The 26,732-nt window shown below is 69.2% G+C and carries 18 protein-coding genes; 14 read left to right on the top strand and 4 right to left on the bottom strand.

The window, feature by feature from the left end; all coding sequences use genetic code 11:
* Positions 1–188 precede the first annotated feature (188 nt).
* Positions 189–815 (top strand): TetR/AcrR family transcriptional regulator, encoded by a 627-nt coding sequence (locus tag AC6LJ9_RS10975; protein WP_498147557.1) that lies wholly within the window; start codon positions 189–191, stop codon positions 813–815.
* Between the two features lie 113 nt (positions 816–928).
* Positions 929–2,896, top strand: coding sequence for a BCCT family transporter (locus AC6LJ9_RS10970; protein WP_212313884.1), 1,968 nt, complete (start codon positions 929–931; stop codon positions 2,894–2,896).
* An 88-nt stretch (positions 2,897–2,984) separates the two neighbouring features.
* On the opposite strand, the gene pdxR is transcribed toward AC6LJ9_RS10970, so the two are convergent.
* A complete protein-coding gene (pdxR, locus tag AC6LJ9_RS10965; protein WP_498147556.1) occupies positions 2,985–4,472 on the bottom strand; it encodes a MocR-like pyridoxine biosynthesis transcription factor PdxR in 1,488 nt (495 codons plus the stop codon).
* Positions 4,473–4,586: 114 nt separating this feature from the next.
* Between pdxR and AC6LJ9_RS10960 the strand changes: the two genes are divergently transcribed.
* The 8 genes from AC6LJ9_RS10960 (at position 4,587) to AC6LJ9_RS10925 (ending at position 15,528) form a co-directional block, all read left to right on the top strand.
* Positions 4,587–5,861, top strand: a complete 1,275-nt coding sequence (locus tag AC6LJ9_RS10960; protein ID WP_498147555.1) for a benzoate/H(+) symporter BenE family transporter — start codon at positions 4,587–4,589, stop codon at positions 5,859–5,861.
* A gap of 65 nt (positions 5,862–5,926) precedes the next feature.
* The gene (locus tag AC6LJ9_RS10955) at positions 5,927–7,174 is read left to right on the top strand and encodes an aspartate aminotransferase family protein (RefSeq protein ID WP_498147554.1); all 1,248 of its coding nucleotides are present in this window, start codon (positions 5,927–5,929) and stop codon (positions 7,172–7,174) included.
* 4 nt (positions 7,175–7,178) lie between these two features.
* A complete protein-coding gene (glyA, locus tag AC6LJ9_RS10950; RefSeq protein ID WP_498147553.1) occupies positions 7,179–8,453 on the top strand; it encodes a serine hydroxymethyltransferase in 1,275 nt (424 codons plus the stop codon).
* A gap of 86 nt (positions 8,454–8,539) precedes the next feature.
* Positions 8,540–8,974, top strand: a complete 435-nt coding sequence (locus AC6LJ9_RS10945) for a hypothetical protein (protein WP_498147552.1) — start codon at positions 8,540–8,542, stop codon at positions 8,972–8,974.
* 96 nt (positions 8,975–9,070) lie between these two features.
* Positions 9,071–10,192 carry an efflux RND transporter periplasmic adaptor subunit gene (locus AC6LJ9_RS10940; protein WP_498147551.1) on the top strand — a complete coding sequence of 374 codons (1,122 nt, stop codon included), beginning with the start codon at positions 9,071–9,073 and terminating at the stop codon, positions 10,190–10,192.
* 13 nt (positions 10,193–10,205) lie between these two features.
* Positions 10,206–13,298, top strand: coding sequence for a MexW/MexI family multidrug efflux RND transporter permease subunit (locus tag AC6LJ9_RS10935; RefSeq protein WP_498147550.1), 3,093 nt, complete (start codon positions 10,206–10,208; stop codon positions 13,296–13,298).
* Between the two features lie 10 nt (positions 13,299–13,308).
* Complete coding sequence (locus AC6LJ9_RS10930) at positions 13,309–14,814, top strand: efflux transporter outer membrane subunit (RefSeq protein WP_498147549.1); 1,506 nt, start codon at positions 13,309–13,311, stop codon at positions 14,812–14,814.
* Positions 14,815–14,868: 54 nt separating this feature from the next.
* The gene (locus AC6LJ9_RS10925; protein ID WP_498147548.1) at positions 14,869–15,528 is read left to right on the top strand and encodes a helix-turn-helix transcriptional regulator; all 660 of its coding nucleotides are present in this window, start codon (positions 14,869–14,871) and stop codon (positions 15,526–15,528) included.
* Positions 15,529–15,547: 19 nt separating this feature from the next.
* On the opposite strand, the gene oprZ is transcribed toward AC6LJ9_RS10925, so the two are convergent.
* Genes oprZ through AC6LJ9_RS10910 form a run of 3 tightly spaced genes read right to left on the bottom strand, consistent with a single transcriptional unit; the run spans position 15,548 to position 21,255 of the window.
* Positions 15,548–16,936 (bottom strand): multidrug efflux RND transporter outer membrane subunit OprZ, encoded by a 1,389-nt coding sequence (gene oprZ, locus AC6LJ9_RS10920; protein WP_498147547.1) that lies wholly within the window; start codon positions 16,934–16,936, stop codon positions 15,548–15,550.
* Positions 16,933–20,073, bottom strand: coding sequence for a multidrug efflux RND transporter permease subunit (locus AC6LJ9_RS10915; RefSeq protein WP_498147546.1), 3,141 nt, complete (start codon positions 20,071–20,073; stop codon positions 16,933–16,935). Before AC6LJ9_RS10915 ends, oprZ begins: the two co-directional genes overlap by 4 nt.
* 6 nt (positions 20,074–20,079) lie before the next feature.
* On the bottom strand, positions 20,080–21,255 hold the full coding sequence (locus AC6LJ9_RS10910) for a MexX/AxyX family multidrug efflux RND transporter periplasmic adaptor subunit (RefSeq protein ID WP_498147545.1): 1,176 nt from the start codon (positions 21,253–21,255) through the stop codon (positions 20,080–20,082).
* 256 nt (positions 21,256–21,511) lie between these two features.
* Here AC6LJ9_RS10910 and axyZ point away from each other — a divergent pair, with 256 nt between their 5' ends.
* The 4 genes from axyZ to AC6LJ9_RS10890 all read left to right on the top strand — a co-directional run bounded on the left by axyZ (position 21,512) and on the right by AC6LJ9_RS10890 (position 26,662).
* Complete coding sequence (gene axyZ, locus AC6LJ9_RS10905) at positions 21,512–22,150, top strand: multidrug efflux transcriptional repressor AxyZ (RefSeq protein ID WP_498147544.1); 639 nt, start codon at positions 21,512–21,514, stop codon at positions 22,148–22,150.
* Between the two features lie 39 nt (positions 22,151–22,189).
* Positions 22,190–23,086 carry a LysR family transcriptional regulator gene (locus tag AC6LJ9_RS10900; RefSeq protein WP_212313932.1) on the top strand — a complete coding sequence of 299 codons (897 nt, stop codon included), beginning with the start codon at positions 22,190–22,192 and terminating at the stop codon, positions 23,084–23,086.
* Positions 23,087–23,294: 208 nt separating this feature from the next.
* Complete coding sequence (locus AC6LJ9_RS10895; protein ID WP_498147543.1) at positions 23,295–24,797, top strand: ABC transporter substrate-binding protein; 1,503 nt, start codon at positions 23,295–23,297, stop codon at positions 24,795–24,797.
* A gap of 65 nt (positions 24,798–24,862) precedes the next feature.
* Entirely contained in the window at positions 24,863–26,662 is a 1,800-nt protein-coding gene (locus AC6LJ9_RS10890) for a gamma-glutamyltransferase family protein (protein ID WP_498147572.1), read from the top strand.
* Positions 26,663–26,732 lie beyond the last annotated feature (70 nt).

The following is a 26,732-nucleotide window of genomic DNA, read 5'->3' as shown; positions in this document are numbered from 1 at the left end:
GGAGAAGAAGCCGCCGCCAGGGCGGGACCGCGCGCCGGGGGCGCGTCAGAGCCAGGGAAAGTCACGGGATACCTCGCGGCGTGCTTGGGCTAGCACCGGTTGAATAAATACGGGATGGATTCTAATTCGTTAATGAATCCAAATTCAATCCTGTATTTGAAATTTAGGCCAAATGCTAAAATCCCTACATGTCCAAAGTCCGTCTAACCCGAGAGCAGAGCCGCGATCAGACGCGCCAGCGCCTGCTCGACGCCGCCCAGTCCATATTCATTACCAAGGGCTTCGTGGCCGCCAGCGTGGAAGACATCGCCGAACAGGCCGGCTATACCCGCGGCGCTTTCTATTCCAATTTCGCCAGCAAATCCGAACTGTTGCTGCAACTGCTCAGGCGCGACCATGAGCACGTCATGGCTGAGATGCGCGCCATCTTCGAGCAGGAAGGCGCCTCGCGCGCGCAGATGGAAGAAAGCGTGCTGCGCCACTACAGCACCCACTACCGCGAGAACGACTGTTTCCTGTTGTGGATGGAAGCCAAGCTGCAGGCGGCGCGCGATCCGCAGTTCCGCGTCGGCTTCAACGCCTGTCTGCGCGAGCTGCGTGAAGTCGTCGCCGAATACGTGCGGCAGTTCTCCGAGCATGTGGGCACGCCGCTGCCCATGGCGCCGGAAAAACTGGCGGTGGGCCTCCTGGCCCTGTCCGACGGCATGCAGTTCAGCTACGCTTTTGATCCGCAGACGATCACCGACGAAGTCACCGAGGCCGTGCTGGCGGCGTTCTTCCGCCGCATCGTCTTCGGCGACCCCACGCCGGAATAAGCACGCCGCCCGCCGGTCCGCCGGCAGGCGCGCGACGCAGGCGGCGCGCAGGCTGGACTGAGGGGGCCGGCGCCGCATCGCATTTCCCATCCCTCGGGCGAAAGGAGCGCTGCATGACTTCAGAAACCCGACCGTCCACCATCAACCGGCCCGTCTTCTACACGGCGGCGGTGTTCATCCTGCTGCTGGTCGGCTTCGCCATCGCCGTACCCAAGACCGCCCAGGCGCTGTTCGAGTCGATACAGGGCTGGATCCTGGGCAACGCCAGCTGGTTCTACATCCTGGTGGTGGCCATCATCCTGCTGTCCGTCGCCTTCCTGGCGCTGAGCCGGTACGGCGACATCAAGCTGGGGCCCGATCACAGCGAACCGGACTACCGCAACTTCACCTGGTTCGCCATGCTGTTCTCGGCCGGCATGGGCATCGGCCTGATGTTCTTCGGCGTGGCCGAGCCCGTCATGCACTTCATGGCCCCGCCGGTGGGCGAGGGCGGCACCGCCACCGCGGCGCGCGAGGCCATGAAGATCACCTTCTTCCACTGGGGCCTGCATGCCTGGGCGATCTACGCGGTGGTGGCGCTGACGCTGGCGTTCTTCTGCTATCGCCACGGCCTGCCGCTGACGCTGCGCTCGGCGCTGTATCCGCTGATCGGCAATCGCATCCACGGCCCCATCGGCCATGCCGTCGACATCTTCGCCATCATCGGCACGGTGCTGGGCGTGGCGACCTCGCTGGGCCTGGGGGTGGCGCAGATCAACAGCGGCCTGAACCATCTGTTCGGCGTGCCGGTGGGCGTGACCACGCAGATCATCCTCATCATCGTCACTTGCGGGCTGGCGACGCTGTCGGTGGCCAGCGGGCTGGACAAGGGCATCCGCATCCTGTCCGAGGCCAACCTGGTGCTGGCGGCGGTGCTGCTGCTGTTCGTGCTGGTGGCCGGCCCCACCGTGTTCCTGTTCCAGACCTTCGTGCAGAACACCGGCGCCTATCTGTCGGACATCGTCAACAAGACCTTCAACCTCTACGCCTACGAGCCGACCGACTGGATCGGCGGCTGGACGCTGTTCTACTGGGGCTGGTGGATCGCGTGGTCGCCTTTCGTGGGCCTGTTCATCGCCCGCATCTCGCGCGGCCGCACCATCCGCGAATTCGTCAGCGGCGTGCTGCTGGTGCCGGCCGGCTTCACGCTGTTCTGGATGACGGTGTTCGGCGACACGGCCATACACTTCATCCTGGTCGACGGCATCAAGGGCTTCGCCGAGACGGTGCAGGGAGACAGTTCGCTGGCGCTGTTCGCCTTCCTGGAGCAGCTGCCCTGGAGCGGCCTTGTGTCCATCATCGCCATCGCCATGGTGGCGGTGTTCTTCGTCACCTCGGCCGACTCGGGCGCGCTGGTGGTGGACCTGCTGGCCTCGGGCGGCGCCGAGCGCACGCCCATGCTGCAGCGGATCTTCTGGTCGCTGCTGATGGGCGCGGTGGCCATCGCGCTGCTGCTGGCCGACGGCCTGACCGCCTTGCAGACCGCCACCATCGCCAGCGCGCTGCCGTTCTCGGTGATCCTGCTGCTGTCGCTGTGGGGGCTGTTCAAGGCATTGAAGCTGGATGCCACCAAACGCGGCATCCGCTACCAGTCGCTGACGCTGTCGCGCCCGGCGCGCGGCGGCCAGTCCTGGGAGCGCCGCCTGCGCAACATGGTCATGATGCCGCGCCGCGCCCACGTGCTGCGCTTCATCGCCGACGTGGCGCGCCCGGCCTTCGAGGACGTGGCCGATGAGCTGCGCAAGCAGGGCTACGAGGTGCAGGTCAAGGACGGCGAGGACGACGGCGGCGTCGCGCTGGAGGTCTCGCACGGCGAACACCTGGACTTTTCCTACGCGGTGAAGCCGGAAGCCTTCGTGCGCCCCAGCCTTACGCCCGACGAGGCGGCCGATGAGGAAGAGCGCAAGTACTTCCGCGCCGAGGTGCATCTGCGCGAGGGCGGGCAGGACTACGACATCATGGGCTGGAGCCGCGACGCGGTCATCGGCGACATCCTCGACCAGTACGAGCGGCACCGCCACTATCTGCACATGGTGCGCTGAGCGCACAGGATGTGTTCAGGCCCGGACGCCGGCGGTTCCGCGAGGAATCGCCGGCGTTTTCACATGGGGCGGTCGCGCGTGGAGCCCTTCAGGGTTGCTTCAGCGCGCGCAGCACGCCGGCCAGCTTCCGGATGGCGACTTCCTGTTCGTTCGGCGCATGGGCGGCGAATCCCATCAGGAACCCGGCCTTGTGCCGCGCCGAGGCGTGCAGGCCCGTGAGGCCCAGCAGGTCTATCCCGTCCCGCCGCGCAGCGTCCAGCGCCTGGCGCTCGGACAGGCCCGGCGCCAGCACGCAGGGCATCTGCATGCCTCCGGCCGGCACGCGCGCCTGCAGCCAATGCGACAGGTGCCGGTCCACCAGCCGCGCCAGCACGTCGCGCCGTTCGGCGTAGACGGCGCGCATGGTGCGCACGTGCGCGCCAAAATGCCCGCCATCGATGAAGCGCGCCAGCGTCAGCTGCGGGATCGGTGCGCTGTGCCCGTCCAGCAGCGTGCGCGCCGCCGTCATGGGCGCGACCAAGGGCGCAGGCAGCACCATGTAGCCGATGCGCAGGCCGGGAAACAGCGACTTGGTGAAGGTGCCGATGTAGATGGTCCGTTCCTGCGGATCCAGTCCTTGCACGCAGGCGGTGGGCTTGCCGGCGTAGTGGAATTCGCTGTCGTAGTCGTCCTCGATGATCCAGGCCTGGCGCCGCCGCGCCCAGTCGATCACGGCCAGCCGGCGGTCCAGCGCCAGCGTGGCGCCGGTGGGGAACTGGTGCGAGGGCGTCAGGTACACGGCCCGCGCCGACAGCGCCGGATCTTCCAGCCGTTCCACCCGCATGCCGTCCGCGTCCAGCGGCACGGGCACGCATTCCAGCCCGGCGGCGGCGAAGGCCTTGCGCGCCCCGTGATAGACCGGGTCCTCGATGCAGATCTGTTCGCCGGCGTCCAGCAGCACCGTGGCGCACAGCGTCAAGGCCTGCTGCGAGCTGGTCAGCACCAGCACCCGCTCGGGCGTGGCGCGCGCGCCGCGTTCCAGGTTGACGTAGTCGGCGATGGCCCGGCGTAGCGGCTCCATGCCTTGCGGCGGGCTGTGCAGCAGCGCCTGCGCGCCGTATTCCTTGAGCACCTGCCGCGTCAGCCGTTCCCAGGTTGGCAGCGGAAAGCTGCGCGTTTCCGGCACGCCGGGCGCGAAGGCGCGCGGGGCCAGGAATTCGCGCACGCCACCGTCCTGGAACATGGCGCTGCCGCGCTGGCTCAGGCGCAGCGCCGCCTTCTGCGGGCTGGCGCGCCGGGCCGCGCCGCGTCCGGGCGCGTACTGCGCCCGCTCGGACACGAAGCTGCCGCTGCCCACGCGCCGCAGGATGAAGCCTTCCACATGCAGCTGGCTGTAGGCGGCCTCCACCGTGTCGCGCGACACGCCCAGCGACCGGGCCAGCGCGCGCGAGGCGGGCAGGGGGCGGCCGGCCTCCAGCGCGCCGTCCAGGATCAGCTGGCGCACGGCCCGGTGGATGCGCGCGTGCAGCGGCAGGGCGCCGTGGGCGGGGTCGCCAACCCAGGCTTTGACGGATTCGAGTTGCGCGTGCTTGAACACAATTGGTCTGGATCTATGTAAAAAAGTGGTGGGGAACAGCCTGCCATTCCAGGACTATAAATCCGGATATCGATTCATGCCGGCTGCGCCGTCTCCAGGAACCCCATACAGGCCATGTCTTCCGTCCGTCCGCATTCCCCCGCTCGCTGGAGCGATCTCGCCCACCCCGTCGTCGCCGGGCTGATCTCGGTCATCGTCAACTATGGCGGCACCTTCATCCTGGTGTTCCAGGCCGCCAAGGCTGCCGGCCTGAGCCCCGAGCTGACGGCCTCCTGGGTCTGGTCTGTCTCGATCGGCGTGGGCGTGACCGGGCTGATCCTGAGCTGGGCCGCGCGCGAGCCCATCATCACCGCCTGGTCGACTCCGGCCGCCGCCTTCCTGGTGACGGCGCTGGCCACCACGCCCTACGCCGAGGCGGTGGGCGCCTACCTGGCGTCGGCGGCGGCCTTCGTGCTGCTGGGCCTGTCGGGCTGGTTCGAGCGCGTGATCCGGCTGATCCCGCCGGGCGTGGCGGCCGGGCTGCTGGCCGGCATCCTGCTGCAGTTCGGCATCCAGGCCTTTGGCGGCATGAGCGTGGATCCGGCGCTGGCCGGCCTGTTGATCGCGGCCTACGTGATCCTCAAGCGCGTCACCGCGCGCTATGCCGTGGTCGGCATCCTGGCGCTGGGCCTGGCCTTCCTGCTGCTGCAGCAGCGCGTCGACCTGAGCGGACTGGAACTGCGCCTGGCGACGCCGGTGTTCACGCGGCCCGAGTTCTCGCTCAACGCCCTGCTGAGCGTGGCGCTGCCCTTGTTCCTGATCACGCTGACCGGCCAGTACATGCCCGGCATGCTGGTGCTGCGCAACGACGGCTTCAAGACCAGCGCCAATCCCATCGTGACCCTCACCGGGCTGGGCTCGCTGCTGATGGCGCCGTTCGGTTCGCATGCCTTCAACATCGCCGCCATCACCGCCGCGATCTGCACCGGCCGCGAGTCGCACGAGGATCCGTCCAAACGCTGGGTCGCCGGCATCGCGGCGGGCGTGTTCTACATCCTGGTGGGCGTGTTCGGGGTCACGCTGGCGGCGGTCTTCATGGCTTTCCCCGCGACCTTCATCACCACGCTGGCGGGCCTGGCGCTGCTGGGCACCATCGGCGGCAGCCTGGCCGGCGCGCTGGCCGATCCGAAGACGCGCGAGGCCTCGCTGATCACCTTCCTGGCGGCGGCCGCCAACATCAAGCTGTTCGGCATCGGCGGCGCCTTCTGGGGCCTGTGCATCGGCCTGCTGGCGCACCTGGCGCTGAACGGCAAGTGGCCGGGCCGCAAGGCGCGGGCCGATGCCGGGTCTGCCACGTCTGTGGCCGCGCATCCCGCCCCGTCCGCCGCCAAACCCGCAGCGGGACGTTGAGCGTCCGCCCATCGATCTTCGGCGCGCCGCAGGGGCGCGCCGGTTGAACACTGGAGTTTCCCGACATGCAGCAAGCCGCCACGCACCTGATGCGTGCCTACGCCCGTCAACCCGTCACCTTCGCGCGCGGCAGCGGCGCGCGCCTGTGGGACGAGCAGGGGGGGGAATACCTGGATGCCATCGCCGGCGTGGCGGTGACCAGCCTGGGCCACGGCCATCCCGAGATCGCCGCGGCCATCGCCGAGCAGGCCGCGCTGCTGATGCACACGTCCAACGTGTTCCGCGTCGAATGGCAGGAACGGCTGGGCCAGCGCCTGTGCGCGCTGGCCGGGATGGAAAGGGCGTTCTTCTGCAATTCCGGCGCCGAGGCCAACGAGGCCGCGCTCAAGCTGGCGCGCCTGCACGGCCATCGCCGCCAGGTGGCGCAGCCGCAGATCGTGGTGATGGAGAACGGCTTTCATGGCCGCACGCTGGCGACCCTGTCGGCCACCGGCAATCCGGCCAAGCAAAAGGGCTTCGAGCCCTTGCTGCCGGGTTTTCTGCGCGTGCCGTATGACGATATCGCCGCCGTGCGCCAGCTGGCGGAACAGCGCGACGACATCGTCGCCGTGCTGCTGGAGCCGGTGCAGGGCGAGGGCGGCATTCGCGTCGCCGGCGCCGACTACCTGCGGGACCTGCGCGCGCTGTGCGACCGGCATGGCTGGCTGTTGATGCTGGACGAGATCCAGGCCGGCATGGGCCGCACCGGCGCCTGGTTCGGCCACCAGCACGCGGGCATCGCGCCCGATGTGATGACGCTGGCCAAGGCCCTGGGCAACGGTTTTCCCATCGGCGCCTGCCTGGCGCGCGGGCCGGCCGCCGACCTGTTCTCGCCGGGCCAGCACGGCTCCACCTTCGGCGGCAATCCGCTGGCCTGCCGCGTGGCCTGCACGGTGCTGGACATCATGGCGCGCGATGGCATGCCGCAACGTGCCGCCGCGCTGGGCGAGCGCCTGCTGGCCGGGCTGCGGCAGGCGCTGGAAGGCCATCCGCAAGTGGTGGCGGTGCGCGGCCAGGGGCTGATGGCCGGCATCGAGCTGGACCGTAATTGCCAGGAACTGGTCGGCCGGGCGCTGGCCGAGCAACGCCTGCTGATCACCGTGACCCGCGAGCGCACCATCCGCCTGCTGCCGCCGCTGGTCTGCGACGAAGCGCAGATCGACGAGATCGTCGCGCGCCTGGCCCGTCTGCTGTCCGGCGACGGCGCCCAAGCCATCACTCCATCGAACGCCGCCGGCGCTGTTGCCGCCGGCCAGACTGAAACCAGGACCTGAAGCCATGACCATCGCCTCCCCGACCCTGCAGGATTTCGACCCGGACCTGGCGCAAGCCATGCGCGCCGAAGCCGTGCGCCAGGAAGACCATGCCGAACTGATCGCCTCCGAAAACTACGCCAGCCCGCTGGTGATGGCGGTGCAGGATTCGGTGTTCACCAACAAGTACGCCGAAGGCTATCCGGGCCGCCGCTACTACAGCGGTTGCGAGCACGTGGACGTGGCCGAGCGCCTGGCGCTGGAGCGGGTGAAGGCGCTGTTCGATTGCGACTACGCCAACGTCCAGCCGCATGCCGGCGCCCAGGCCAACGCCGCGGTGTTCCTGGCGCTGACGCGGCCCGGCGACACCGTCATGGGCATGAACCTGGCGCAGGGCGGCCACCTGACCCACGGCAACCCGTCCAATTTCTCGGGCCGGCACTATCACATCGTGCCCTACGGCCTGGATCCCGAGACCGGGCTGATCGACTACGACGAGATGGAGCGCATCGCGCTGCGCACCCGGCCCAGGATGCTGATCGGCGGTTTCTCCGCCTACTCGCGCCACAAGGACTGGGCCCGCATGCGCGCCATCGCCGACCAGGTCGGCGCGGTGTTCTGGGTGGACATGGCGCACGTGGCCGGACTGGTCGCCGCCGGCGTGTATCCCAGCCCGCTGCCGCACGCGCACGTGGTCACCAGCACCACGCACAAGACGCTGCGCGGCCCGCGCGGCGGTATCATCCTGGCCCGGGGGCAGGACGAGGACTTCTGCAGGAAGCTCGATTCGGCCGTCTTCCCCGGCATCCAGGGCGGCCCGCTGATGCACGTGATCGCCGCCAAGGCGGTGGCGTTCAAGGAAGCGCTGGCGCCGGCCTTCAAGGATTACCAGCGCCAGGTGGTGGCCAACGCCCGCGCCATGGCGGCCGTGATCCAGCGGCGCGGCTACCGCATCGTGTCCGGCGGCACCGACAATCACCTGATGCTGATAGACCTGTCCGACCGGACCTACACCGGCAAGGACGCGGACGCGGCCTTGAGCGCGGCCCGCATCACGGCGAACAAGAACTCGGTGCCGAACGATCCGCGCTCGCCCTTCGTCACCTCGGGCCTGCGCATCGGCACGCCGGCGCTGACCACGCGCGGCTTCGGGCAGGCCGATTGCGAGACGCTGGCGGGTTGGCTGTGCGATGTGCTGGACGCGCTGGCGGCCGGCACGCTGGAAAGCGTATCGGCGCGTGTGGCTGAGCAGGTGACGGCGCTGTGCCGCCAGCATCCGGTGTATCGGCGGGCGTCGTAGAATCCCCCGGCCGGCATCGCCGCGGCCGGCCCGTTCCGGTTTCGCGAGCGCGGCCCTGTCTTTCGCATGCAAGGTTGCGAGCGCCCATGACGACTTCCCCGCAGATATCCATCACCTTCGACGGCCTGGACGCTGCGCAGCAGCAGGCCGTGACGCGCTTCATGCAGGCCGCGGCCCAGGCCTTCGAAGACAAGAATCCCCATGCGCTGGCAGCCATGCAGCATGCGGGCGCGTCCGAGTCGGGCCAGCGCAACAACTTCAACTACAACCAGGGGCTCATGGAGGGCGGCGACCGCATCGTCTCGTGGTCGGCCAGCCCGTACAAGGAGCCGCGCTGGTCGATCATGAAGCTCTACCAGCATCACCCGGAACCCACCGCCTGGGTGCTCGTGATGCTGGATGATGGACGCAGGCAGACCGAGTACTGCTTCGCGCTCGCGCCGACCGAGGATGGCAGTCTCAAGTCCTGCTATTACATCGACCGCGTGAAGAAGAAACCGGGCCGCAAGAAGGGGCTATAGCTTTTTGCTAACCTCAACATTACTTAAGCTATTTTGACTTGTCCCAGGCTTTCGCGGATTATCAAAGCACACTCTTTGATAATTAGCGAGAGCATCATGACGGTGAAAGCAGGAGCATGGGCCGCGGGCGTATGCGTGCTGGCGGCAGCGATAGGGACGGGGCTGTACTGGAAGTACGGCGGTAGCGGAAACAAGGGCGGTTGGGCCATGGCGCCCGCCAAGGTGGCGGTGGCGCCGGCCGTGCAGGCCGATTTCCCGGTGTCGCTCAGCGGCATCGGCTCGCTGGAGGCGACGCGGCAGGTGCAGGTGCCGGCCGAAGTGGACGGCCGGGTGGCGCAGATCCTGTTCAATCCGGGCGAATCCGCGCGCGCCGGCCAGTTGCTGGTGCAGCTGAACGACGCGCCCGAGCAGGGCGAGCTGGCCCGGCTGCAGGCGCAGGTGAAGAACGCCCGCGCGCAACTGGACCGCAGCCGCCGGCTGCTGCCCCTGCAGGCGGCGACGCGCGAGCAGCTGGACCAGGCCCAGGCCGACTATGACCAGGCCCAGGGCGATCTCAAGCGCGTGCAGGCGCAGATCGAGCAGAAGCGCATCAAGGCGCCGTTCGACGGCGTGCTGGGCGTGCGCCGCGTCAACCTGGGCCAGTTCGCCCGGGCCGGCGATCCGCTGGTGTCGCTGACCAACACGTCCACCATGTACGCCAACCTGACCCTGCCGGAACAGGCGCTGGGCGCGCTGCGTCCGGGGCAAGGCGTCAAGGTGACGGTGGACGCGCATCCGGGCCGCGCCTTCGAGGGCAAGGTCACCACCATCGAGCCGCAGGTCGATCCGGGCACGCGCACCGTGCGCGTGCAGGCCACGCTGGACAATGCCGACGGCGCGTTGGCCGCCGGCATGTACGCGCAGGGCCAGGTCAACCTGCCCGCGCGGCCGGGCGTGATCACCGTGCCCGAGACCGCCGTCAGCTATTCCGCCTACGGCAATTCGGTCTATGTGGTGAATCCGGCGCAGGAGGGCAAGGGCCTGACGGTGCGCCAGGCCTACGTCAAGACCGCCGAGCGCGTGCAGGGCCGCGTGGTCGTCAGCGAGGGCTTGCAGGCCGGCGACCGCGTCGTCACGTCCGGCCAGCTGCGTCTGCACAACGGCGCGGCGGTCGAGCTGAGCGAGCAGGACACGGTCGCGCTGGGCGCTCCGGCCGCGGCCGTGGCCCAGGCTCGATAGCGCGGAGGCCGACATGAGATTCACCGATCTGTTCGTGCGCCGGCCCGTGCTGGCGCTGGTGGTCAGCACCCTGATCCTGCTGCTGGGCCTGCGCGCCCTGAGCGGGCTGCCGGTGCGCCAGTATCCGCTGACCGAAAGCACCACCATCACCGTCACCACCGAATACCCCGGCGCCTCGCCGGACCTGATGCAGGGCTTCGTCACGCAGCCGATCGCGCAGTCCGTGGCCACCGTGGAGGGCATCGACTATCTGTCGTCCTCGTCTACGCAGGGCCGCAGCGTGATCACGGTCCGCATGAAGCTGAACGCCGATTCCAACAAGGCCATGACCGAGGTGATGGCCAAGGTCAACGAGGTCAAGTACCGCCTGCCGCGCGACGCCTACGATCCGGTGCTGGTCAAGTCGTCCGGCGAGGCGACGGCGGTGGCCTACGTGGGCTTTTCCAGCTCGACGCTGTCGCTGGCCGCGCTGACCGACTACCTGTCGCGCGTGGTGCAGCCGCAGTTTTCTTCCATCGACGGCGTGGCCAGCGTGCAGTTGTACGGCGGCCAGAAGCTGGCCATGCGCGTGTGGCTGGACCCGAACCGCATGGCCGCGCGCGGCATCTCGGCCGGCCAGCTGGCCGACGCGTTGCGCGCCAACAACGTGCAGGCCGCGCCCGGCCAGGCCAAGGGCCTGTACGTGGTGTCCAACATCCAGGTCAACACCGACCTGGTCAACGTGGCCGAATTCCGCGACATGGTGGTCAAGCGCGAGGGTGACGCCATCGTGCGCCTGGGCGACGTGGCCACGGTCGAGCTGGGGGCGGCCTCGACCGATTCCAGCGGCCTGCTGGACGGCGAGCGCGCCGTGTACTTCGGCCTGAACGCCACGCCCGTCGGCAACCCGCTGGTGATCGTCAAGCGGCTCAACGAGCTGCTGCCCGGCATCAAGCAGAACCTGCCGCCCGGCACCAATGTGCAGGTGCCGTTCGAGCTGGCGCGCTTCATCAGCGCGTCCATCGACGGCGTGATCCACACGCTGATGGAGGCCATCATCATCGTGGTGGCTGTGATCTTCCTGTGCCTGGGCTCGCTGCGCGCGGTGCTGATCCCGGTGGTGACGATCCCGCTGTCGATGCTGGGCGGGGCGGCCATCATGGCGCTGTTCGGCTTCAGCGTGAACCTGCTGACGCTGCTGGCCATGGTGCTGGCCATCGGCCTGGTGGTGGACGACGCCATCGTGGTGGTCGAGAACGTGCACCGGCATATCGAGGAAGGCAAGTCGCCTGTGCGCGCGGCGCTGATCGGCGCGCGCGAGGTGGCCGGGCCGGTGATCGCCATGACCATCACGCTGGCGGCCGTGTACGCGCCCATCGGGTTGATGGGCGGGCTGACCGGCTCGCTGTTCAAGGAGTTCGCCTTCACGCTGGCGGGGGCGGTGGTGGTGTCGGGCGTGATCGCGCTGACGCTGTCGCCGGTGATGAGTTCGTTCCTGCTCAACAGCAAGGTATCCGAAGGACGTATGGCGCATCTGGCCGAAGGCTTCTTCGGCCGGCTGGGCGACGCCTACGGCCGCATGCTGGACGTGTCGCTGCATCACCGCTGGGTCACCGGCCTGGTGGCGGTGGTGGTGCTGGGCAGCCTGCCGTTCCTGTACAACGCGGCCCAGCGCGAGCTGGCGCCGATCGAGGACCAGTCCACCGTGCTGACCGCGGTCAAGTCGCCGCAACAGGCCAACATCGACTACGTGGAGAAGTTCGGCAAGAAGTGGGACGACGTCATGGCGACGCTGCCCGAGCAGCGCGGCCGCTGGCTGATCAACGGCTCGGACGGCGTATCCAACAGCATCGGCGGCGTCGATCTGGTGCAATGGGATCAGCGCCACCGCTCGGCCAACGCCATCCAGGCCGACATGCAGTCGATGGTCAACCAGGTCGAAGGCAGCAACATCTTCGCCTTCCAGCTGCCGCCGCTGCCGGGCTCGACCGGCGGCCTGCCGGTGCAGATGGTGGTGATGAGCGCCGCCGACTATCCGGTGGTCTACGAGGCCATGGAAGGGCTGAAGAAGGCGGCCCGCGCCAGCGGCCTGTTCATGGTGGTGGACAGCGACCTGAACTACAACAACCCGGTGGTGCAGCTGAAGGTCGATCGTTCCAAGGCCAACAGCCTGGGCGTGACCATGAAGGACATCGGCGACACGCTGGCCGTGCTGGTGGGCGAGAACTACATCAACCGCTTCGGCATGGACGGCCGCTCGTATGACGTGATCCCGCAGAGCCTGCGCGAGCAGCGCATTTCGCCGGAGGCGCTGGCGCGCTACTACGTCAAGAGCGCCAGCGGCGCGCAGGTGCCGCTGTCGAACATGGTGTCGGTGTCGATGGGCGTGGAGCCCAACAAGCTGACCCAGTTCAACCAGCTCAACGCCGCCACCTTCCAGGCCATTCCCATGCCGGGCGTGACCATGGGCGACGCGGTGCAGTTCCTGACCAAGGAAGCGCGCAACCTGCCGGCCGGCTTCAGCTATGACTGGCAATCCGACGCACGCCAGTTCAGCCAGGAAGGCTCGGCGCTGATGATCACCTTCATCTTCGCCATCATCGTGATCTACCTGGTGCTGGCCGCGCAGTACGAAAGCCTGCGCGATCCCTTCATCATCCTGGTGAGCGTGCCCATGTCCATCTGCGGCGCGCTGATCCCGCTGGCGATGGGCATGGCCACCATCAACATCTACACGCAAATCGGTCTGGTGACGCTGATCGGCCTGATCAGCAAGCACGGCATCCTGATGGTGGAGTTCGCCAATGAAATGCAGATCAGCCACAACCTGGACCGGCGCAGCGCGATGGAACAGGCCGCCCGCGTCCGGCTGCGTCCCATTCTGATGACGACCGCCGCCATGGTGGTGGGCCTGATCCCGCTGCTGTTCGCCACCGGCGCCGGCGCCCACAGCCGTTACAGCCTGGGCCTGGTGATCGTGGTGGGCATGCTGGTGGGCACCCTGTTCACGCTGTTCGTGCTGCCCACCGTGTACACCGTGTTCGCGCGCGACCACCGCGCCGCCGGCGATACGCCGCGCGCCCGCGAACTGGCGCTGGCGCGCGCGGAAGATGGCGCGTCCGCCTGAGGAAAACGACATGAAGAACTCGACTCTCTATCCCCGCCTGCGCGCCACGGCCGCCGCGCTGGCGCTGGCCCTGGTCGCGGCGGGCTGCGCCGTGGGGCCGGACTATCAGAAACCGCAGGCCGCGCCGGTGACGCTGGCCAGCCCCGAGCAGGCGCTGTTCTCCAACGGCCAGTTGCAGCGCGACTGGTGGAAGCAGCTGCAGGATCCGCAGCTGGACCGGCTGATCGGCCTGGCGCTGGAGCGCAATCACGACATCCGCATTGCCCAGGCCCGGCTGGCCGAGTCGCGCGCCGTGCTGGATGAAAAGGAGCTGGACCAGTTGCCGACCGTCACGGCCGGCGGCCGCTACGAGCGCAGCCTGTCGCAGGCCAATCCCGGCCCCGAGGGCGAGCGCAACCTGGCCAGGAGCTATCGCGCCGGCTTCGACGCGTCCTGGGAAATCGACCTGTTCGGCCGGCTGCGCCGGGCCGCCGAGGGCGCGGCCGCGCGCAGTCAGGCGCAGGCCGCCGATCTGGCGCAGGCCCGCATCGTGGTCGCCGCCGAGGTGGCGCGCAACTACTTCGAGCTGCGTGGCGCCGAGCAGCGGCTGGCGGTGGCGCGCGCCAACCTGCGCAGCCAGGAGGACAGCCTGCGCGTGATCCAGGCCATGGTGTCGGCCGGACGCGGCGACGAGGGCGACCTGGCCAGCGCCCGCGCCGAGCTGGCGACGGTGCAGGCCAGCGTGCCGCAGCAGGCCGCCGCGCGGCGGCTGGCGCAGTACCGCATCGCGGTGCTGGCCGGCCTGCGCCCGGCCGAGCTGGGCGAACTGGACGCGGCGCGGCCGCAGGCGCCGCTGGCGGCCCGCCTGCCGATCGGCGACGTCGGCGCGCTGCTGTCGCGGCGGCCCGACGTGCTGGCGGCCGAGCGCAACATGGCCGCCGCCAATGCCGACGTGGGCGTGGCGACCGCCGAGCTGTATCCGCGCATCGATCTGGGCGGCTTCCTCGGTTTCGTGGCGCTGCGCGGCGCCGACTTCGGCAATGCCTCCAGCCGCGCCTTCAGCGTGTCGCCCGGCGTCAGCTGGCCGGCGCTGCACCTGCCCACGGCGCTGGCGCGCAAGCGCGCCGCCCAGGCCCGCTCAGAGGGCGAGGTCGCGCGCTACGAGCAGACCGTGCTGCGCGCGGTGGAGGAGCTGGAGACGGCCCTGACCGGCTACGGCGAGAACCAGCAGCGCCTGGGCAGTCTGGCGCAGGCCGCGGCCCAGAGCGGCCGCGCGGCCGAGCTGGCGCAGCTGCGCTACAAGGAAGGCACCACGCCCTATCTGACGGTGCTGGACGCGCAGCGCTCTTTGCTGCGCGCCCAGGACGCGGTGGCCGTGGCCGAGACGGCGTCCTACACCAGCCTGATCGCGCTGTACAAGGCGCTGGGCGGCGGCTGGCAGGCGCCGGGCGACGCGGGCGGGGAAGGGGGCGCGGCAGGGGTCGGCCAGGCCGCTGGAGCCGCGGCTGACGCGGCGACGCCGGCCGCCGCCGGCTGACCGCGGCGGCGCTTCGTGGCACCATAGGCACATTTCCGGAGTTTCCCCGCGCCCATGTCAGACAGCCTGTCCTCCCAACACGCCTGGACGCCGCACCAGCCCGCCGACCGCGTGCTGATGGCGCTCAAGACGCGCGGGCCGCAGTCCATCGCCGCCATCGCCCAGACCATGGACGTGACGGCCGAGGCGGTGCGCCAGCAGATGAGCCGGCTGCATGCCGAGGGCCTGGTGGACGCGGAAAACCACAGCGCGGGGCGCGGCCGACCCACGCAGATCTGGCGGCTGACCGCCGCCGGCCACGGGCGCTTCCCGGACACGCACGCCGAAATGACGGTGCAGATGATCGGCGCCGTGCGCCAGCTCTTCGGCGACGAAGGCATCGACCGCCTGATCGGCGTGCGCGAGGCCGCCATGCGCGCCACCTACCACCAGGCCATGCTGGGCGCGAGCGGGCTGCGCGACCGGCTGGAGCGGCTGGCGCAGCTGCGCAGCGCCGAGGGCTACATGGCCGAGCTGCGCCGCGATGGCGCCGGCTTCCTGTTCATTGAAAACCACTGTCCGATCTGTTCGGCGGCAAAAGCCTGCATGGGCTTTTGCCGCAGCGAACTGGAACTGTTCCGCGAAGTGCTGGGCGAGGGCGCGCGCGTCGAGCGCGTCGAGCACATCCTGGCGGATGCGCAGCGTTGCGCCTACCGGGTCAGCCCGGCGGACTAGGGACGCTCACGCAATCCGCTCAGCTCGCGCCCGAGCCCTGTTCCCAGCCGCCCAGCGCCTTGTACAGCGTCACCGCATTGACCAGCCGGCGCTGCTGCAGGCGGATGAACTCCTGCTCCGACTCGAACAGGCTGCGCTGCGCGTCCAGCATCTCCAGGTAGTTGGCCACGCCGCGCGCATAGCGCCGTTCGGCCAGGCGCTGGCGCTCGCGGTCGGCGTCGCGCACCTTGCGCTGGGCATCGATCTGCTGGCGCAGCGCATCGCGCGCCGATAGTGCGTCGGCGACTTCGCGGAAGGCGGTCTGGATGCTGCCTTCGTACTGGGCCACCGCGATGTGCTTGCGGGTTTCGGCCAGCGACAGGTTGGCGCTGTTGCGGCCGGCGTTGAAGATCGGCAGCGTCAGCTTGGGCGCGAATTGCCAGACGCCGCTGCCCGAGCCGAACAGGTCCGAGAAACTGCTGGCGGTGCTGCCGATGTCCGTGGTCAGCTGCACCGACGGGAAAAAGGCCGCGCGCGCCGCGCCGATGTCGGCGTTGGCCGCCTTGAGCGTGTTCTCCGCCTGGCGCAGGTCCGGACGCCGCGTCAGCAGCGCCGACGGCAGGCCGGCCGCCAGCGGGGTAAGGCTCTGGCTTTCCAGCGGCGTCGGATCGGCGCCGGGCGGCAGCGAGAAATCGCCCGCCAGCAGTCCCAGCGCATGCACGGCCTGGCTGTGCTCGCGGCTGAGTTCGGCCAGCGTGGCGCGCGACGATTCCACCAGCATCTGCGCGGTGCGCAGGCCCATGGCGGTTTCCAGGCCGGCGTCGTAGCGGCGCTGGGTCAGGGCCAGCGTGGTCTCGCGCAGTTCCAGCGTGCCGCGGGTCAGTCGCTGCTGCTCGGCCAGCGAACGCTCGTTGAAATAGGCGGTGGCGGTCTCGGCCACGAGCGACAGCGCGGCGGCGCGGTACGCCTCGGCGCTGGCCAGGTAGCGTTCCAGCGCCGCGTCGGTGAGGCTCTTGACCCGGCCGAAGAAGTCCAGCTCGAAGGCGGTGATGCCGACGCCGGCGCGGTACTGCTGGCTGATCGCATCGCGCGACGGGCCAGGGTCGGACGCGCGGCTGCGGCTGTAGCCGGCCGTGCCGTCCACGGACGGCAGCCGGTCGGCGCGCTGCACGCCGTACAGCGCGCGCGCTTCCTCGATGCGCAGGGCCGCCACGCGCAGGTCGCGGTTGTTGGCCAGCGCGGCGGCGATCCAGGCCTGCAGCGCGGGGTCGTTGAAATAGTCCTTCCAGTCCTGCGGCATCTCGGCCTGGCCGGACTGGGCGGGGGTGTCATAGGCGGCCGGCACGGGCGCGGCGGGGCGCTCGTAGGTCGGCGCCATCGAGCAGCCCGTCAGCGCCAGGGCCAACAGGGTCAGGGCCACGGGTTTCATGGCGTGTTCTCCAGCGGTTCGCGGTGCGGGGCCGGCTGCTTGCGGCGGGCGTCCATGCCCGTCAGCCTGCCCACGACCAGGAAAAAGAGCGGCACCAGGAAGATGGCGAGCACGGTGGCGGTGATGATGCCGCCCAACACGCCGGTGCCGATGGCGATCTGCGCGCCGGAAGCCGCGCCGCCGGCCAGGGCCAGGGGTAGCACGCCGACGCCGAAGGCCAGCGAAGTCATGATGATGGGGCGCAGCCGCAGCCGCGCCGCTTCCAGCGTGGCCGACATCAGCCCCTGGCCGTCGCGCACCAGGTCCTTGGCGACTTCCACGATCAGGATCGCGTTCTTGGCCGACAGGCCGATGGTGGCGATCAGGCCGACCTTGAAGTAGATGTCGTTGGGCATGCCGCGCAGCGTCACGCCCAGCAGCGCGCCGATCACGCCCAGCGGCACCACCAGGATCACCGCCAGCGGGATGGCCCAGCTTTCATACAGCGCGGCCAGCGCCAGGAACACCACCAGGATGGACAGCGCGAACAGCACGTTGGCCTGGTTGCCGGACAGCTTTTCCTCGTAGGACTGGCCGGACCAGGCGAAGCCGATGCCGCGCGGCAGTTCCGAAGCCAGCTGTTCCATGGCGCGCATGGCCTCGCCGCTGCTGTGGCCGGGCGCGGCCGAGCCATTGATCTTGAATGCCGGGAAGCCGTTGTAGCGGTTCAGCTGCGGCGGCCCCATGGCCCAGTCCAGCGTGGCGAAGGCCGACATGGGCACCATCTGGCCTTGCGCGTTGCGCACGTGCAGGCGCGACACGTCCTCCACGTCGACGCGGTTCTTGCCGTCGGCCTGCACCGTTACGCGGCGCACCTGGCCGTTGTGCATGAAGTCGCCGATGTAGTCCGAGCCGAACATCACCGCCAGCGCGGTGTTGATTTCCTCCATCGATACGCGCATGGCCTGGGCCTTGTCGCGGTCGATGCGCAGCTGCAGCTGCGGCGCTTCGCCCTGGCCGGCGTGGGTGACTTCGGCCAGCGCAGGATGTTCGGCGGCGGCCGCCAGCAGCTGCTGGCGGGCCTGCGTCAGGGCCTGGTAGCCCAGGCCGCCGCGGTCCTGCAGCCGGAAGTCGAAGCCCGAGGTCGAGCCCAGCTCCGGCAGCGGCGGCGCGTTCAGCGCCAGCACCATGACGTTCTTGTGGTCCGCGAAGGCCTTATTGACGCGCGCGACCACGGCGTCCACGTGCATGTCCGCGCCGTGGCGTTCCTTCCAGTCCTTCAGCGTGACGAAGAACATGGCCGAGTTCGGGCCGCTGCCGTATTCGCTGAAGCCGCTGACGGAATAGACGAACTGCACGGGCTCGTGCTTCATCATGTAATTCTCGACCTCCAGCACCAGCTTGCGGGTCTCGGCCTGGGTCGCGCCCTGCGGCAGGATGACCATGGCGTTGAAGCTGCCCTGGTCTTCTTCCGGCAGAAAGGAAGAGGGCAGGCGCACGAACAGCAGCGCCACCGCCGCGATCACGGCGGCGTAGGCCAGGCTGAAGCGCACCGGGCGCGACAGCACGCCGGCGACGCGCGCGGTGTAGCCGGCGGTCAGGCGGACGAAGGCGCGGTTGAACCAGCCGAAGAAGCCGCGCTTCTCGTGGTGGCCGGCCGGAATGGGCCGCAGCATGGTGGCGCACAGCGCCGGCGTGAGCGACAGCGCCAGGAAGGCCGAGAAGGCGATCGACACCGCCAGCGTGACCGAGAACTGGCGGTAGATATTGCCCACCGCGCCGTCGAAGAAGGCCATCGGCACGAACACCGACACCAGCACCACCGTGATGCCGATGATGGCGCCGCTGATCTGGCCCATGGCCTTGACCGTGGCGTCATGCGGCGACAGGCCTTCCTCGGCCATGATGCGCTCGACGTTCTCGACCACCACGATGGCGTCGTCCACCAGGATGCCGATGGCCAGCACCATGCCGAACATGGTCAGCACGTTGATCGAATAGCCCAGGCCCAGCATCACGCCCAGCGTGCCCAGCAGCGCCACCGGCACCACCAGCGTGGGGATCAGCGTGGCGCGGAAGTTCTGCATGAACAGATACATCACGCAGAACACCAGGGCGATGGCCTCCAGCAGCGTTGTCACCACCTTCTTGATCGAGATCTCCACGAAGGTGGAGGTCTCGTAGGGGACGTCCCAGGTCACGCCCGCCGGGAAATACTGGGCCAGCTCCGTCATCGTCTGGCGGATCTTGCGGGTGGTATCCACGGCGTTCGAGCCGGGCGCCAGCTTGATGCCCAGGCCCGTGGCCGTCTGGCCGTTGACGCGCGACAGGTACATATAGTCGGTGCCGCCCAGCTCGACCCGCGCCACGTCCTTCAGGCGCAGCGTGGCGCCGTCCGGCTGCGCGCGCAGCGGGATGTTGGCGAACTGCTCGGGCGTCTGCAGCGTTTCGGTGGCGACGATGCTGGCGTTCAGCGGCGCGCTGGCCGGCACGGCCTGGCTGCCCAGGTCGCCGATGGTGACGCGGGCGTTGTGCGCCCGCAGCGCATTGGCGATGTCTCCGGGCGTGAGCGACAGCGCCGTCAGCTTGGCGGGGTCGGGCCAGACGCGCATGGCGGCTTCCGCGCCCCACAGTTGCACCTTGCCCACGCCGTCGACGCGGCGCAGCGCCTGCAGCACGTTGGACGCCGCCAGCTCGCCGAGCTGCATGTCGTCCAGGCGGCCGTCGGACTTCAGCGACACCACCAGCTGGATGTTGTCGGCGGCTTTTTCCACGCGCACGCCGTCGCGGCGCACGGCCTCGGGCAGGCGCGGTTCGACGGCCTTCAGCCGGTTCTGCACTTCGACGGCGGCCAGATCGGGGTTGGTGCCTTGCTTGAACACCAGGTTGATGCTGGCCCAGCCGGTGGAGTCGCTGCTGGCCGTGGTGTAGAGCAGGCCGGGAGCGCCGTTCATCTCGCGTTCGATGATGGCGGTGACGGCTTCCTCGACCACCTTGGCCGAGGCGCCGGGATAGCTGGCGCCCACGTTGACGACGGGTGGGGCGATGTCCGGATACTGCGCCACGGGCAGGGCCCGCAGGGACAGCACGCCGGCCAGCACGATGAGCAGCGAGATCACCCAGGCGAAGACGGGGCGATCGATGAAAAAACGCGCCATGGCGGTTTAACCTTTGTTGGAGTTTCCTTCGGCGGGAGCCTGCGCCTTGGGCGCGGCCCGCTCCACCGGTTTGATCTTCTGGCCGGGCGCCAGCTGCGAGACGTTCTCGACCACGATGCGCTCGCCGCCCTTCAGGCCGTCGGTGACGACCCAGTTCGGCCCCTGTATGTTGCGCGCCGTCACGGCGACGGCCTGCAATTCACCGTCCTTGCCGGCCACCAGCACATGCGCGCCGGAGGCGTCGCGCAGCAGCGCGTCGCGTGGCACCAGGTAGGCGTCGCGGTTGATGGCCTGTTCCAGGCGCACGCGCACGTACATGCCGGGCAGCAGGTCGCGCCGAGGGTTGTCGAACAGCGCGCGCATGGTCACGTTGTCGGTGCCGGGGTCCACCGCCAGGTCGGCGAAGGACAGCGCGCCGGTGCGGGCGTACTCGGTGCCGTCGGGCAGCAGCAGGCGCACGCGCAGCTTGTCGGGTTCGATGCCCTGCAGCTGGCCGTCGCGGATCTGCTTCTGCAGGCGCAGCACCTCGGCGGCCGGCTGGGCGAAGTTGACGTAGATCGGATCGATCTGCTGCACCACCGTCAGCGGCGTGGCCTGGCCTTCGCCCACCAGCGCGCCCTCGGTCACCAGCGCGCGCCGGGCGCGGCCGTCGATGGGCGAGGTGACGCGCGCGTAGTCCAGCTTCAGCTTGGCGCTTTGCAGGTTGGCGCGTGCCAGCGCCACCTGGGCGCGGGCCTGGCGTTCGTCGGCGGCGGCCTCGGCGTGGTCGCGTTCGCTGATGGCGCGGTCGCCGACCAGGTCGGCATAGCGCCGCAGCTTGTCCGCCGCGGCGGACAGGCTGGCCTGGGTGCGCGCCAGGTTGGCGGCCTCGGAATCGTAGGCGGCCTGCAGCGGCGCCGGATCGATCTGGAACAGCGCGTCGCCGCGCTTGACGTCCTGGCCTTCCTCATAAAGGCGCGAGGTGACGATGCCGGCCACCCGCGCGCGCACTTCGGCTTCGCGGTAGGGCTCCAGCCGGCCGGGCAGCTCGGTGGCGACGGCGGTGGGCGTGGCGCGGGCGACGACGATCCCCACCTCGGCGGGCGCCTTGGCTTCGTCTTGGGGCTCGGACTTGGAACAAGCCGTAATAAGAATTAATACTGACAAGGATGCGAGCGTGCGGCGAAGGACTCGTTGCTTCATTTTTAGAAATTGTTGTAGGTGCCCGGGGCGGGCCAGATGAGGGAAAGTGCGCACTTTTCCCATGTGGGGGTGGCAGTCTATCATTTAATCCGTCATGCTTGATTAAATGTTTTGTTCGAAAGTATGCTCCCGCCCGCACAATTGTTAACAGTGCGGATCGGCGGCGTTCGCGTAGCGGGCGCCGCTTTTTTTTGAAGGGGCAGGCGCCGCGCCGAGTCCCTTTTCCCTCAACCTTTCATTTCAAGGAGATATCCGAATGGCCCGCAAGACGAAAGAAGAATCCCAACGCACCCGTGACCGCATCCTGGATGCGGCCGAGCACGTGTTCATGTCCAAGGGGGTGGCCAACACCACCATGGGCGACATCGCCGACCACGCCGGCGTGTCCAGGGGCGCCGTCTACGGCCATTACAAGAACAAGATCGATGTCTGCGTCGCCATGAGCGATCGCGCGCTGGCCGCGGCCGTGGCGCTGACCCGGGTACGGACAGACGGCCAGGCGCTGGAATCCCTATACGCGTCGATGCTGCAATACGTGCGCATCTACTCGGAGGAGGGCTCGATGCAGCGCGTGCTGGAAATCCTGTACGACAAGTGCGAGCAGAGCGACGAGAACGCGCCGCTGCTGCGACGACGGGACATCTGGGAACGCCACGCCCTGCGCAATTCCGAAAAACTGCTGCGCGCCGCGGTGCGCAACGAAGACCTGCCCGGCGCGCTGGATGTGCGCCTGTCCAACGTCTACCTACACTCCCTGATCGAAGGAGTGTTCGGCAGTATCTGCTGGTCCGATCGCCTGAAGGGCGATATCTGGCCGCGCGTCGAGCGCATGCTCCGCGCCGCCATCGACACGTTGCGGTTCTCTCCGCACCTGCGTCTGGCCCAAGCCGCCTAGCGGCCGCTGTCCGGCCCGGCCCGAGCCTACAATCCGGCCATGACGCTCAAGCAACTCGAAGCCTTCTACTGGGCGGCCACCTGCGCCAGTTTCGCCGTGGCCGCCGAGCGCCTGCACCTGTCGGTATCGTCGCTGTCCAAGCGCATCGCCGAACTGGAAGAGGCGCTGGGCCAGCCGCTGTTCGACCGTAGCGGGCACAAGGCCGCGCTGACGGGGGCCGGGCAGCGCCTGCTGCCCCAGGCCGGCGAACTGCTGGCGTCGGCCGAGCGGATCCGCGCGTCGGTGGCGCAAAGCGCCGGCCTGGCCGGGCGCTGCCGCTTCGGCGTCGGCGAACTGACCGCGCTGACCTGGCTGCCGCGCCTGATCGGCGTGGTGCGCGCCGCCCATCCCGGCCTGGTGCTGGAACCCTATGTCGACATCGGCCAGGTGCTGGAGCAGCGCGTGGCCGATGGCGAACTGGATTTCGCCGTGATCGCGGGGCGCTCGTCGCGCGCCGGCATCGCGTCCGCGCCCATCGGGCAGGCAGGCTTTTCCTGGGTCGCGGCGCCGGCGGCGCTGCAAGGCGAAACCCGCATGAGCCTGGCGCTGCTGGGCCGGCTGCCGCTGGTGACGCTGCCGGAGGGCGCGGGCACCACCCGCATCATCGACGACTGGCTGGCCGGGCGCGAGGCGCCGGGCGAGCGGCTTTGCTGCAATAACTGGGGCGCCATCGCCGGCCTGTTGATCGAGGGCACTGGCGTGGGCCTGCTGCCCAGCCACTGGGCCGCCGCGCTCGAGGCCGAGGGCAGCCTGCGCGTGCTGGAGGGCGAGCCGGCCCTGGCGGCGCTGCCGTATTCCTTCCAATACCGCCGCGACGATGCGCGCGCGCTGATCGCGCAGATGCGCGATGCCGTCCTGCGCGCGGCGGACTTCTCCGCGCCCTGCCGCCTGCCCTGAGGCCGGCGCGGCAGTGTCCGCGCCCAGGCCGTTCGCGCTTGCCACGCTATACAAGCCCCGCGCGCATGGCGCAGAATCCGCCATGCGCGTGTGCGGCGGGGGGATGGGCCTGGCGTCGCGGCGTCGCTTCGGGCTGCCTGCCCAGGCAGGGCCGGAATGCCGGAACCTGCCAGCGGGCGGCCCGTACAAGAAACAACGGAGATTCTTGATGCGTAAACTTTGCCTCGCGGCAGCCCTGGCGGCCATGATGTCCGCCGGATTGGCGCAAGCCCAGTCCACCCTTCGTATCGGCCTGCAGGACGATCCCGATGTGCTCGACCCGGTGCGCGCGCGCACCTTCGTCGGCCGCATCGTCTTCGCGTCGCTGTGCGACAAGCTGGTCGACATCACCCCGGACCTGAAGATCGTGCCGCAGCTGGCGCAATCGTGGACCACCAGCGACGACAACAAGACGCTGACCTTCAAGCTGCGCAAGGACGCGGTGTTCCATGACGGCGCGCCGGTGGACGCGGCCGCGGTCAAGGCCAACCTGGAGCGCGCGCGCACGCTGCCGGACAGCAACCGCAAGAGCGAGCTGGCCACGGTCGCCAGCGTCGAGGCGCCGGATGCCGAGACCGTGGTGCTGCGTCTGTCCGAGCCCGATGCCTCGCTGCTGTCGCAACTGTCCGACCGCGCCGGCATGATGATGTCGCCGGCCGCCTTCGACAAGGATCCCGGCGGCAAGCCGGTGTGCTCGGGCCCGTACCAGTTCAAGGAGCGGGTGCAGAACGACCGCATCGTGCTTGAGAAATTCCCCAAGTATTGGGACGCGGCCAGCTACCACTTCGACCGCCTGGTCTTCATCCCGATTCCCGACAACACGGTGCGCCTGAACAATCTGCGCGCCGGCGACCTGGACATCATCGAGCGCGTGGCGCCCAGCGACGCCAAGGCGGTCAAGGATGACGCCAGCCTGCGCCTGGCGCCGGTGACGGGCCTGGGCTTCCAGGCCATCTCGGTCAACCTGGCCAATGGCGCGCGCGCCGACAACCCGCTGGCCAAGGACAAGCGCGTGCGCCAGGCGCTGGACCTGGCCATCGACCGCGACGTGCTGAACCAGGTGATCGGCGAGGGCATGTTCCAGCCCGCTCACCAGCCGTTCCCGCCCGCCAGCTTCGCCTTCAACAAGGCGGTCGAACATGCCGGACGCGATCCCAAGAAAGCGCTGGCGCTGCTGAAGGAGGCCGGGCTTGGCCGCGTCAAGTTCGAGATCACCTTCGGCAACAACACCACCATGCAGCAGGTGTTCGAGCTGATCCAGGCGATGGGCGCCGAGGCCGGCTTCGACATCACGCTGCGGCCGGTGGAATTCGCGTCGTTGCAGTCGTCGCTGGCGCGCGGCGATTTCGTGGTCGGCCAGAGCGGCTGGTCGGGCCGCGTCGATCCCAGCGGCAACATCCACCAGTACCTGAGCTGCAAGGGCAACCTGAACGACGGCAAGTTCTGCGACCCCGCCGTCGACAAGCTGCTGAACGATGCCCGGGCCGAGGCCGATCCGGTCAAGCGCCGCGCCATGTATGACCAGGTGCTGGCCGTGCTGGAAGAGCAGCGTCCCATCATCTATCTCTTCTACCTGCCCTGGACCTTCGGCGTGCAGAAGAAGGTGGAAGGCTTCGTGCCCTATCCCGACGGGCTGATCCGCCTGAAGGGCGTGTCCGTCGCCGGCAAGTAAGCGCAGCCGCCACGGCGGAACCCGGATCCGGGTTCCGCCTTTTTTCTTTTCTCGATGCCATCATGATGTTCACGACTCGTCCTGAAATCCTCGGCACCTTCGGTGTCGTGACCTCGACCCACTGGCTGGCCAGCGCCGCCGGCATGTCCCTGCTGGAGCGCGGCGGCAACGCCTTCGATGCCTGTGTCGCCAGCGCCTTCGTGCTGCAGGTGGTCGAGCCCCATCTGGTGGGCCCCGCCGGCGAGACGCCGGCCGTGTTCTATTCGGCCCGCACGGGCAAGGTGGAAGTGCTGTGCGGCCAGGGCTGCACGCCTGCCGGCGCCACGCTGGAACGCTACCGCGCCGAAGGCCTGTCGCTGATTCCCGGCAACGGCCTGCTGGCCACCGTGATCCCGGGCGCCTTCGACGCCTGGATGCTGCTGCTGCGCGACCATGGCACCATGCGATTGCGCGACGTGCTGGAGCCGGCCATCTACTACGCGAAGCACGGCCACGCGCTGATGCCACGCATCTCCAACACCATCGCGGGACTGAAGGATTTCTTCCAGGCTCACTGGCCGTCCACCGCCGAGATCTACCTGCCCGGCGGCGCGGTGCCCGAGGCGCGCAAGCTGTTCCGCAATCCGGCGCTGGCGCGCACCTGGACGAGGCTGTTGAAAGAAGCGGAAAGCGCGGGCGCGGACCGCGAGCGTCAGATCGAAGCCGCGCGCGACGTGTTCTATCGGGGCTTCGTGGCCGAAGCCATCGACGCCTTTGCCCGGGGCAACGAGGTCATGGACGAAAGCGGCGCGCGCCATCGTGGCGTGCTGACGGCGGACGACCTGGCCGGCTGGTCGGCCAGCTACGATGCGCCGGCCACGTATGACTATCACGGCTACACCGTGGCCAAGGCCGGCGCCTGGAGCCAGGGGCCGGTGTTCCTGCAGACGCTGGCGCTGCTCAAGGACATGGACCTGGCCGGCGCGGGGCCGGCCAGCGCCGAATTCATCCACCGCGTCACCGAAGCCATGAAGCTGGCCTTCGCCGACCGCGAGGCCTATTACGGCGACCCTGCGTTCGTCGATGTGCCGCTCGAGCGCCTGCTGTCGGAGGACTACAACGCGGCGCGCCGACGGCTGATCGGCGAGCAGGCGTCGCATGAGCTGTCGCCCGGCCGCCTGGCGGGCTTCGAGGCCCAGGTGGACCGGGTGATGGACACCTTGCGGCGCCTGTCCAAGGTCACGGCGCCGGGCGCGGCGCCGGCTGCTCCGGCGCCCGCGGGGGCGGCCGCGTCGGCGCGGCGCGGCGACACCACCCATGTGGACGTGATCGACCGCTGGGGCAACATGATCTCGGCCACGCCGTCCGGCGGCTGGTTCCAGTCCTCGCCCGTCATTCCCGCCCTGGGCTTCGGGCTGAACACACGTGCACAGATGTTCTGGCTCGAGGAAGGACTGCCGGGCACGCTGGCGCCGGGCAAGCGGCCGCGCACCACGCTGACGCCGACGCTGGCGCTGCGCGACGGCGCGCCCTACATGGCCTTCGGCACGCCCGGCGGCGATCAGCAGGAGCAATGGCAGTTGCTGTTCTTCCTGCGCCATGTCCACCACGGCCTGAACCTGCAGGAGGCTATTGACCTGCCCATGTCGCATACCGCGCATTTCCCCAGCTCGTTCTATCCGCGCGACCGCAATCCCGGCCATCTGGCGGTCGAGGCCAGCATCGGCGCGGCGGTGATCGAACAGCTGCGTCAGCGCGGCCATGTCGTGGAAGAGGCGCCGGAATGGTCGGTGGGCCGCCTGACCGCGGCCTCGCGCGATCCGGACGGCCTGCTGCATGGGGCGGCCACGCCGCGCCTGATGCAGGCCTACGCCATCGGCCGCTGAGAGAGGGCGTCGCGCGTCGGCGCGCGCGGCGTGCTTGCCGCGCGTGTCGCCACGCGTGCCCGGCGCGTAT

This window comes from Achromobacter sp. 1011811831, assembly GCF_059760905.1.
The sequence above is the reverse complement of the archived record's forward strand: the minus strand, read 5'-3'. Positions and strand labels throughout refer to the sequence as shown.

Excerpts from the sequence above, each read along its gene's own strand:
- AC6LJ9_RS10975 (WP_498147557.1), top strand. The coding sequence starts at position 189 with ATGTCCAAAGTCCGTCTAACCCGAGAGCAGAGCCGCGATCAGACGCGC.
- AC6LJ9_RS10970 (WP_212313884.1), top strand. The coding sequence starts at position 929 with ATGACTTCAGAAACCCGACCGTCCACCATCAACCGGCCCGTCTTCTAC.
- AC6LJ9_RS10960 (WP_498147555.1), top strand. The coding sequence starts at position 4,587 with ATGTCTTCCGTCCGTCCGCATTCCCCCGCTCGCTGGAGCGATCTCGCC.
- AC6LJ9_RS10955 (WP_498147554.1), top strand. The coding sequence starts at position 5,927 with ATGCAGCAAGCCGCCACGCACCTGATGCGTGCCTACGCCCGTCAACCC.
- glyA (WP_498147553.1), top strand. The coding sequence starts at position 7,179 with ATGACCATCGCCTCCCCGACCCTGCAGGATTTCGACCCGGACCTGGCG.
- AC6LJ9_RS10945 (WP_498147552.1), top strand. The coding sequence starts at position 8,540 with ATGACGACTTCCCCGCAGATATCCATCACCTTCGACGGCCTGGACGCT.
- AC6LJ9_RS10940 (WP_498147551.1), top strand. The coding sequence starts at position 9,071 with ATGACGGTGAAAGCAGGAGCATGGGCCGCGGGCGTATGCGTGCTGGCG.
- AC6LJ9_RS10935 (WP_498147550.1), top strand. The coding sequence starts at position 10,206 with ATGAGATTCACCGATCTGTTCGTGCGCCGGCCCGTGCTGGCGCTGGTG.
- AC6LJ9_RS10930 (WP_498147549.1), top strand. The coding sequence starts at position 13,309 with ATGAAGAACTCGACTCTCTATCCCCGCCTGCGCGCCACGGCCGCCGCG.
- AC6LJ9_RS10925 (WP_498147548.1), top strand. The coding sequence starts at position 14,869 with ATGTCAGACAGCCTGTCCTCCCAACACGCCTGGACGCCGCACCAGCCC.
- oprZ (WP_498147547.1), bottom strand. The coding sequence starts at position 16,936 with ATGAAACCCGTGGCCCTGACCCTGTTGGCCCTGGCGCTGACGGGCTGC.
- AC6LJ9_RS10915 (WP_498147546.1), bottom strand. The coding sequence starts at position 20,073 with ATGGCGCGTTTTTTCATCGATCGCCCCGTCTTCGCCTGGGTGATCTCG.
- AC6LJ9_RS10910 (WP_498147545.1), bottom strand. The coding sequence starts at position 21,255 with ATGAAGCAACGAGTCCTTCGCCGCACGCTCGCATCCTTGTCAGTATTA.
- axyZ (WP_498147544.1), top strand. The coding sequence starts at position 21,512 with ATGGCCCGCAAGACGAAAGAAGAATCCCAACGCACCCGTGACCGCATC.
- AC6LJ9_RS10900 (WP_212313932.1), top strand. The coding sequence starts at position 22,190 with ATGACGCTCAAGCAACTCGAAGCCTTCTACTGGGCGGCCACCTGCGCC.
- AC6LJ9_RS10895 (WP_498147543.1), top strand. The coding sequence starts at position 23,295 with ATGCGTAAACTTTGCCTCGCGGCAGCCCTGGCGGCCATGATGTCCGCC.
- AC6LJ9_RS10890 (WP_498147572.1), top strand. The coding sequence starts at position 24,863 with ATGTTCACGACTCGTCCTGAAATCCTCGGCACCTTCGGTGTCGTGACC.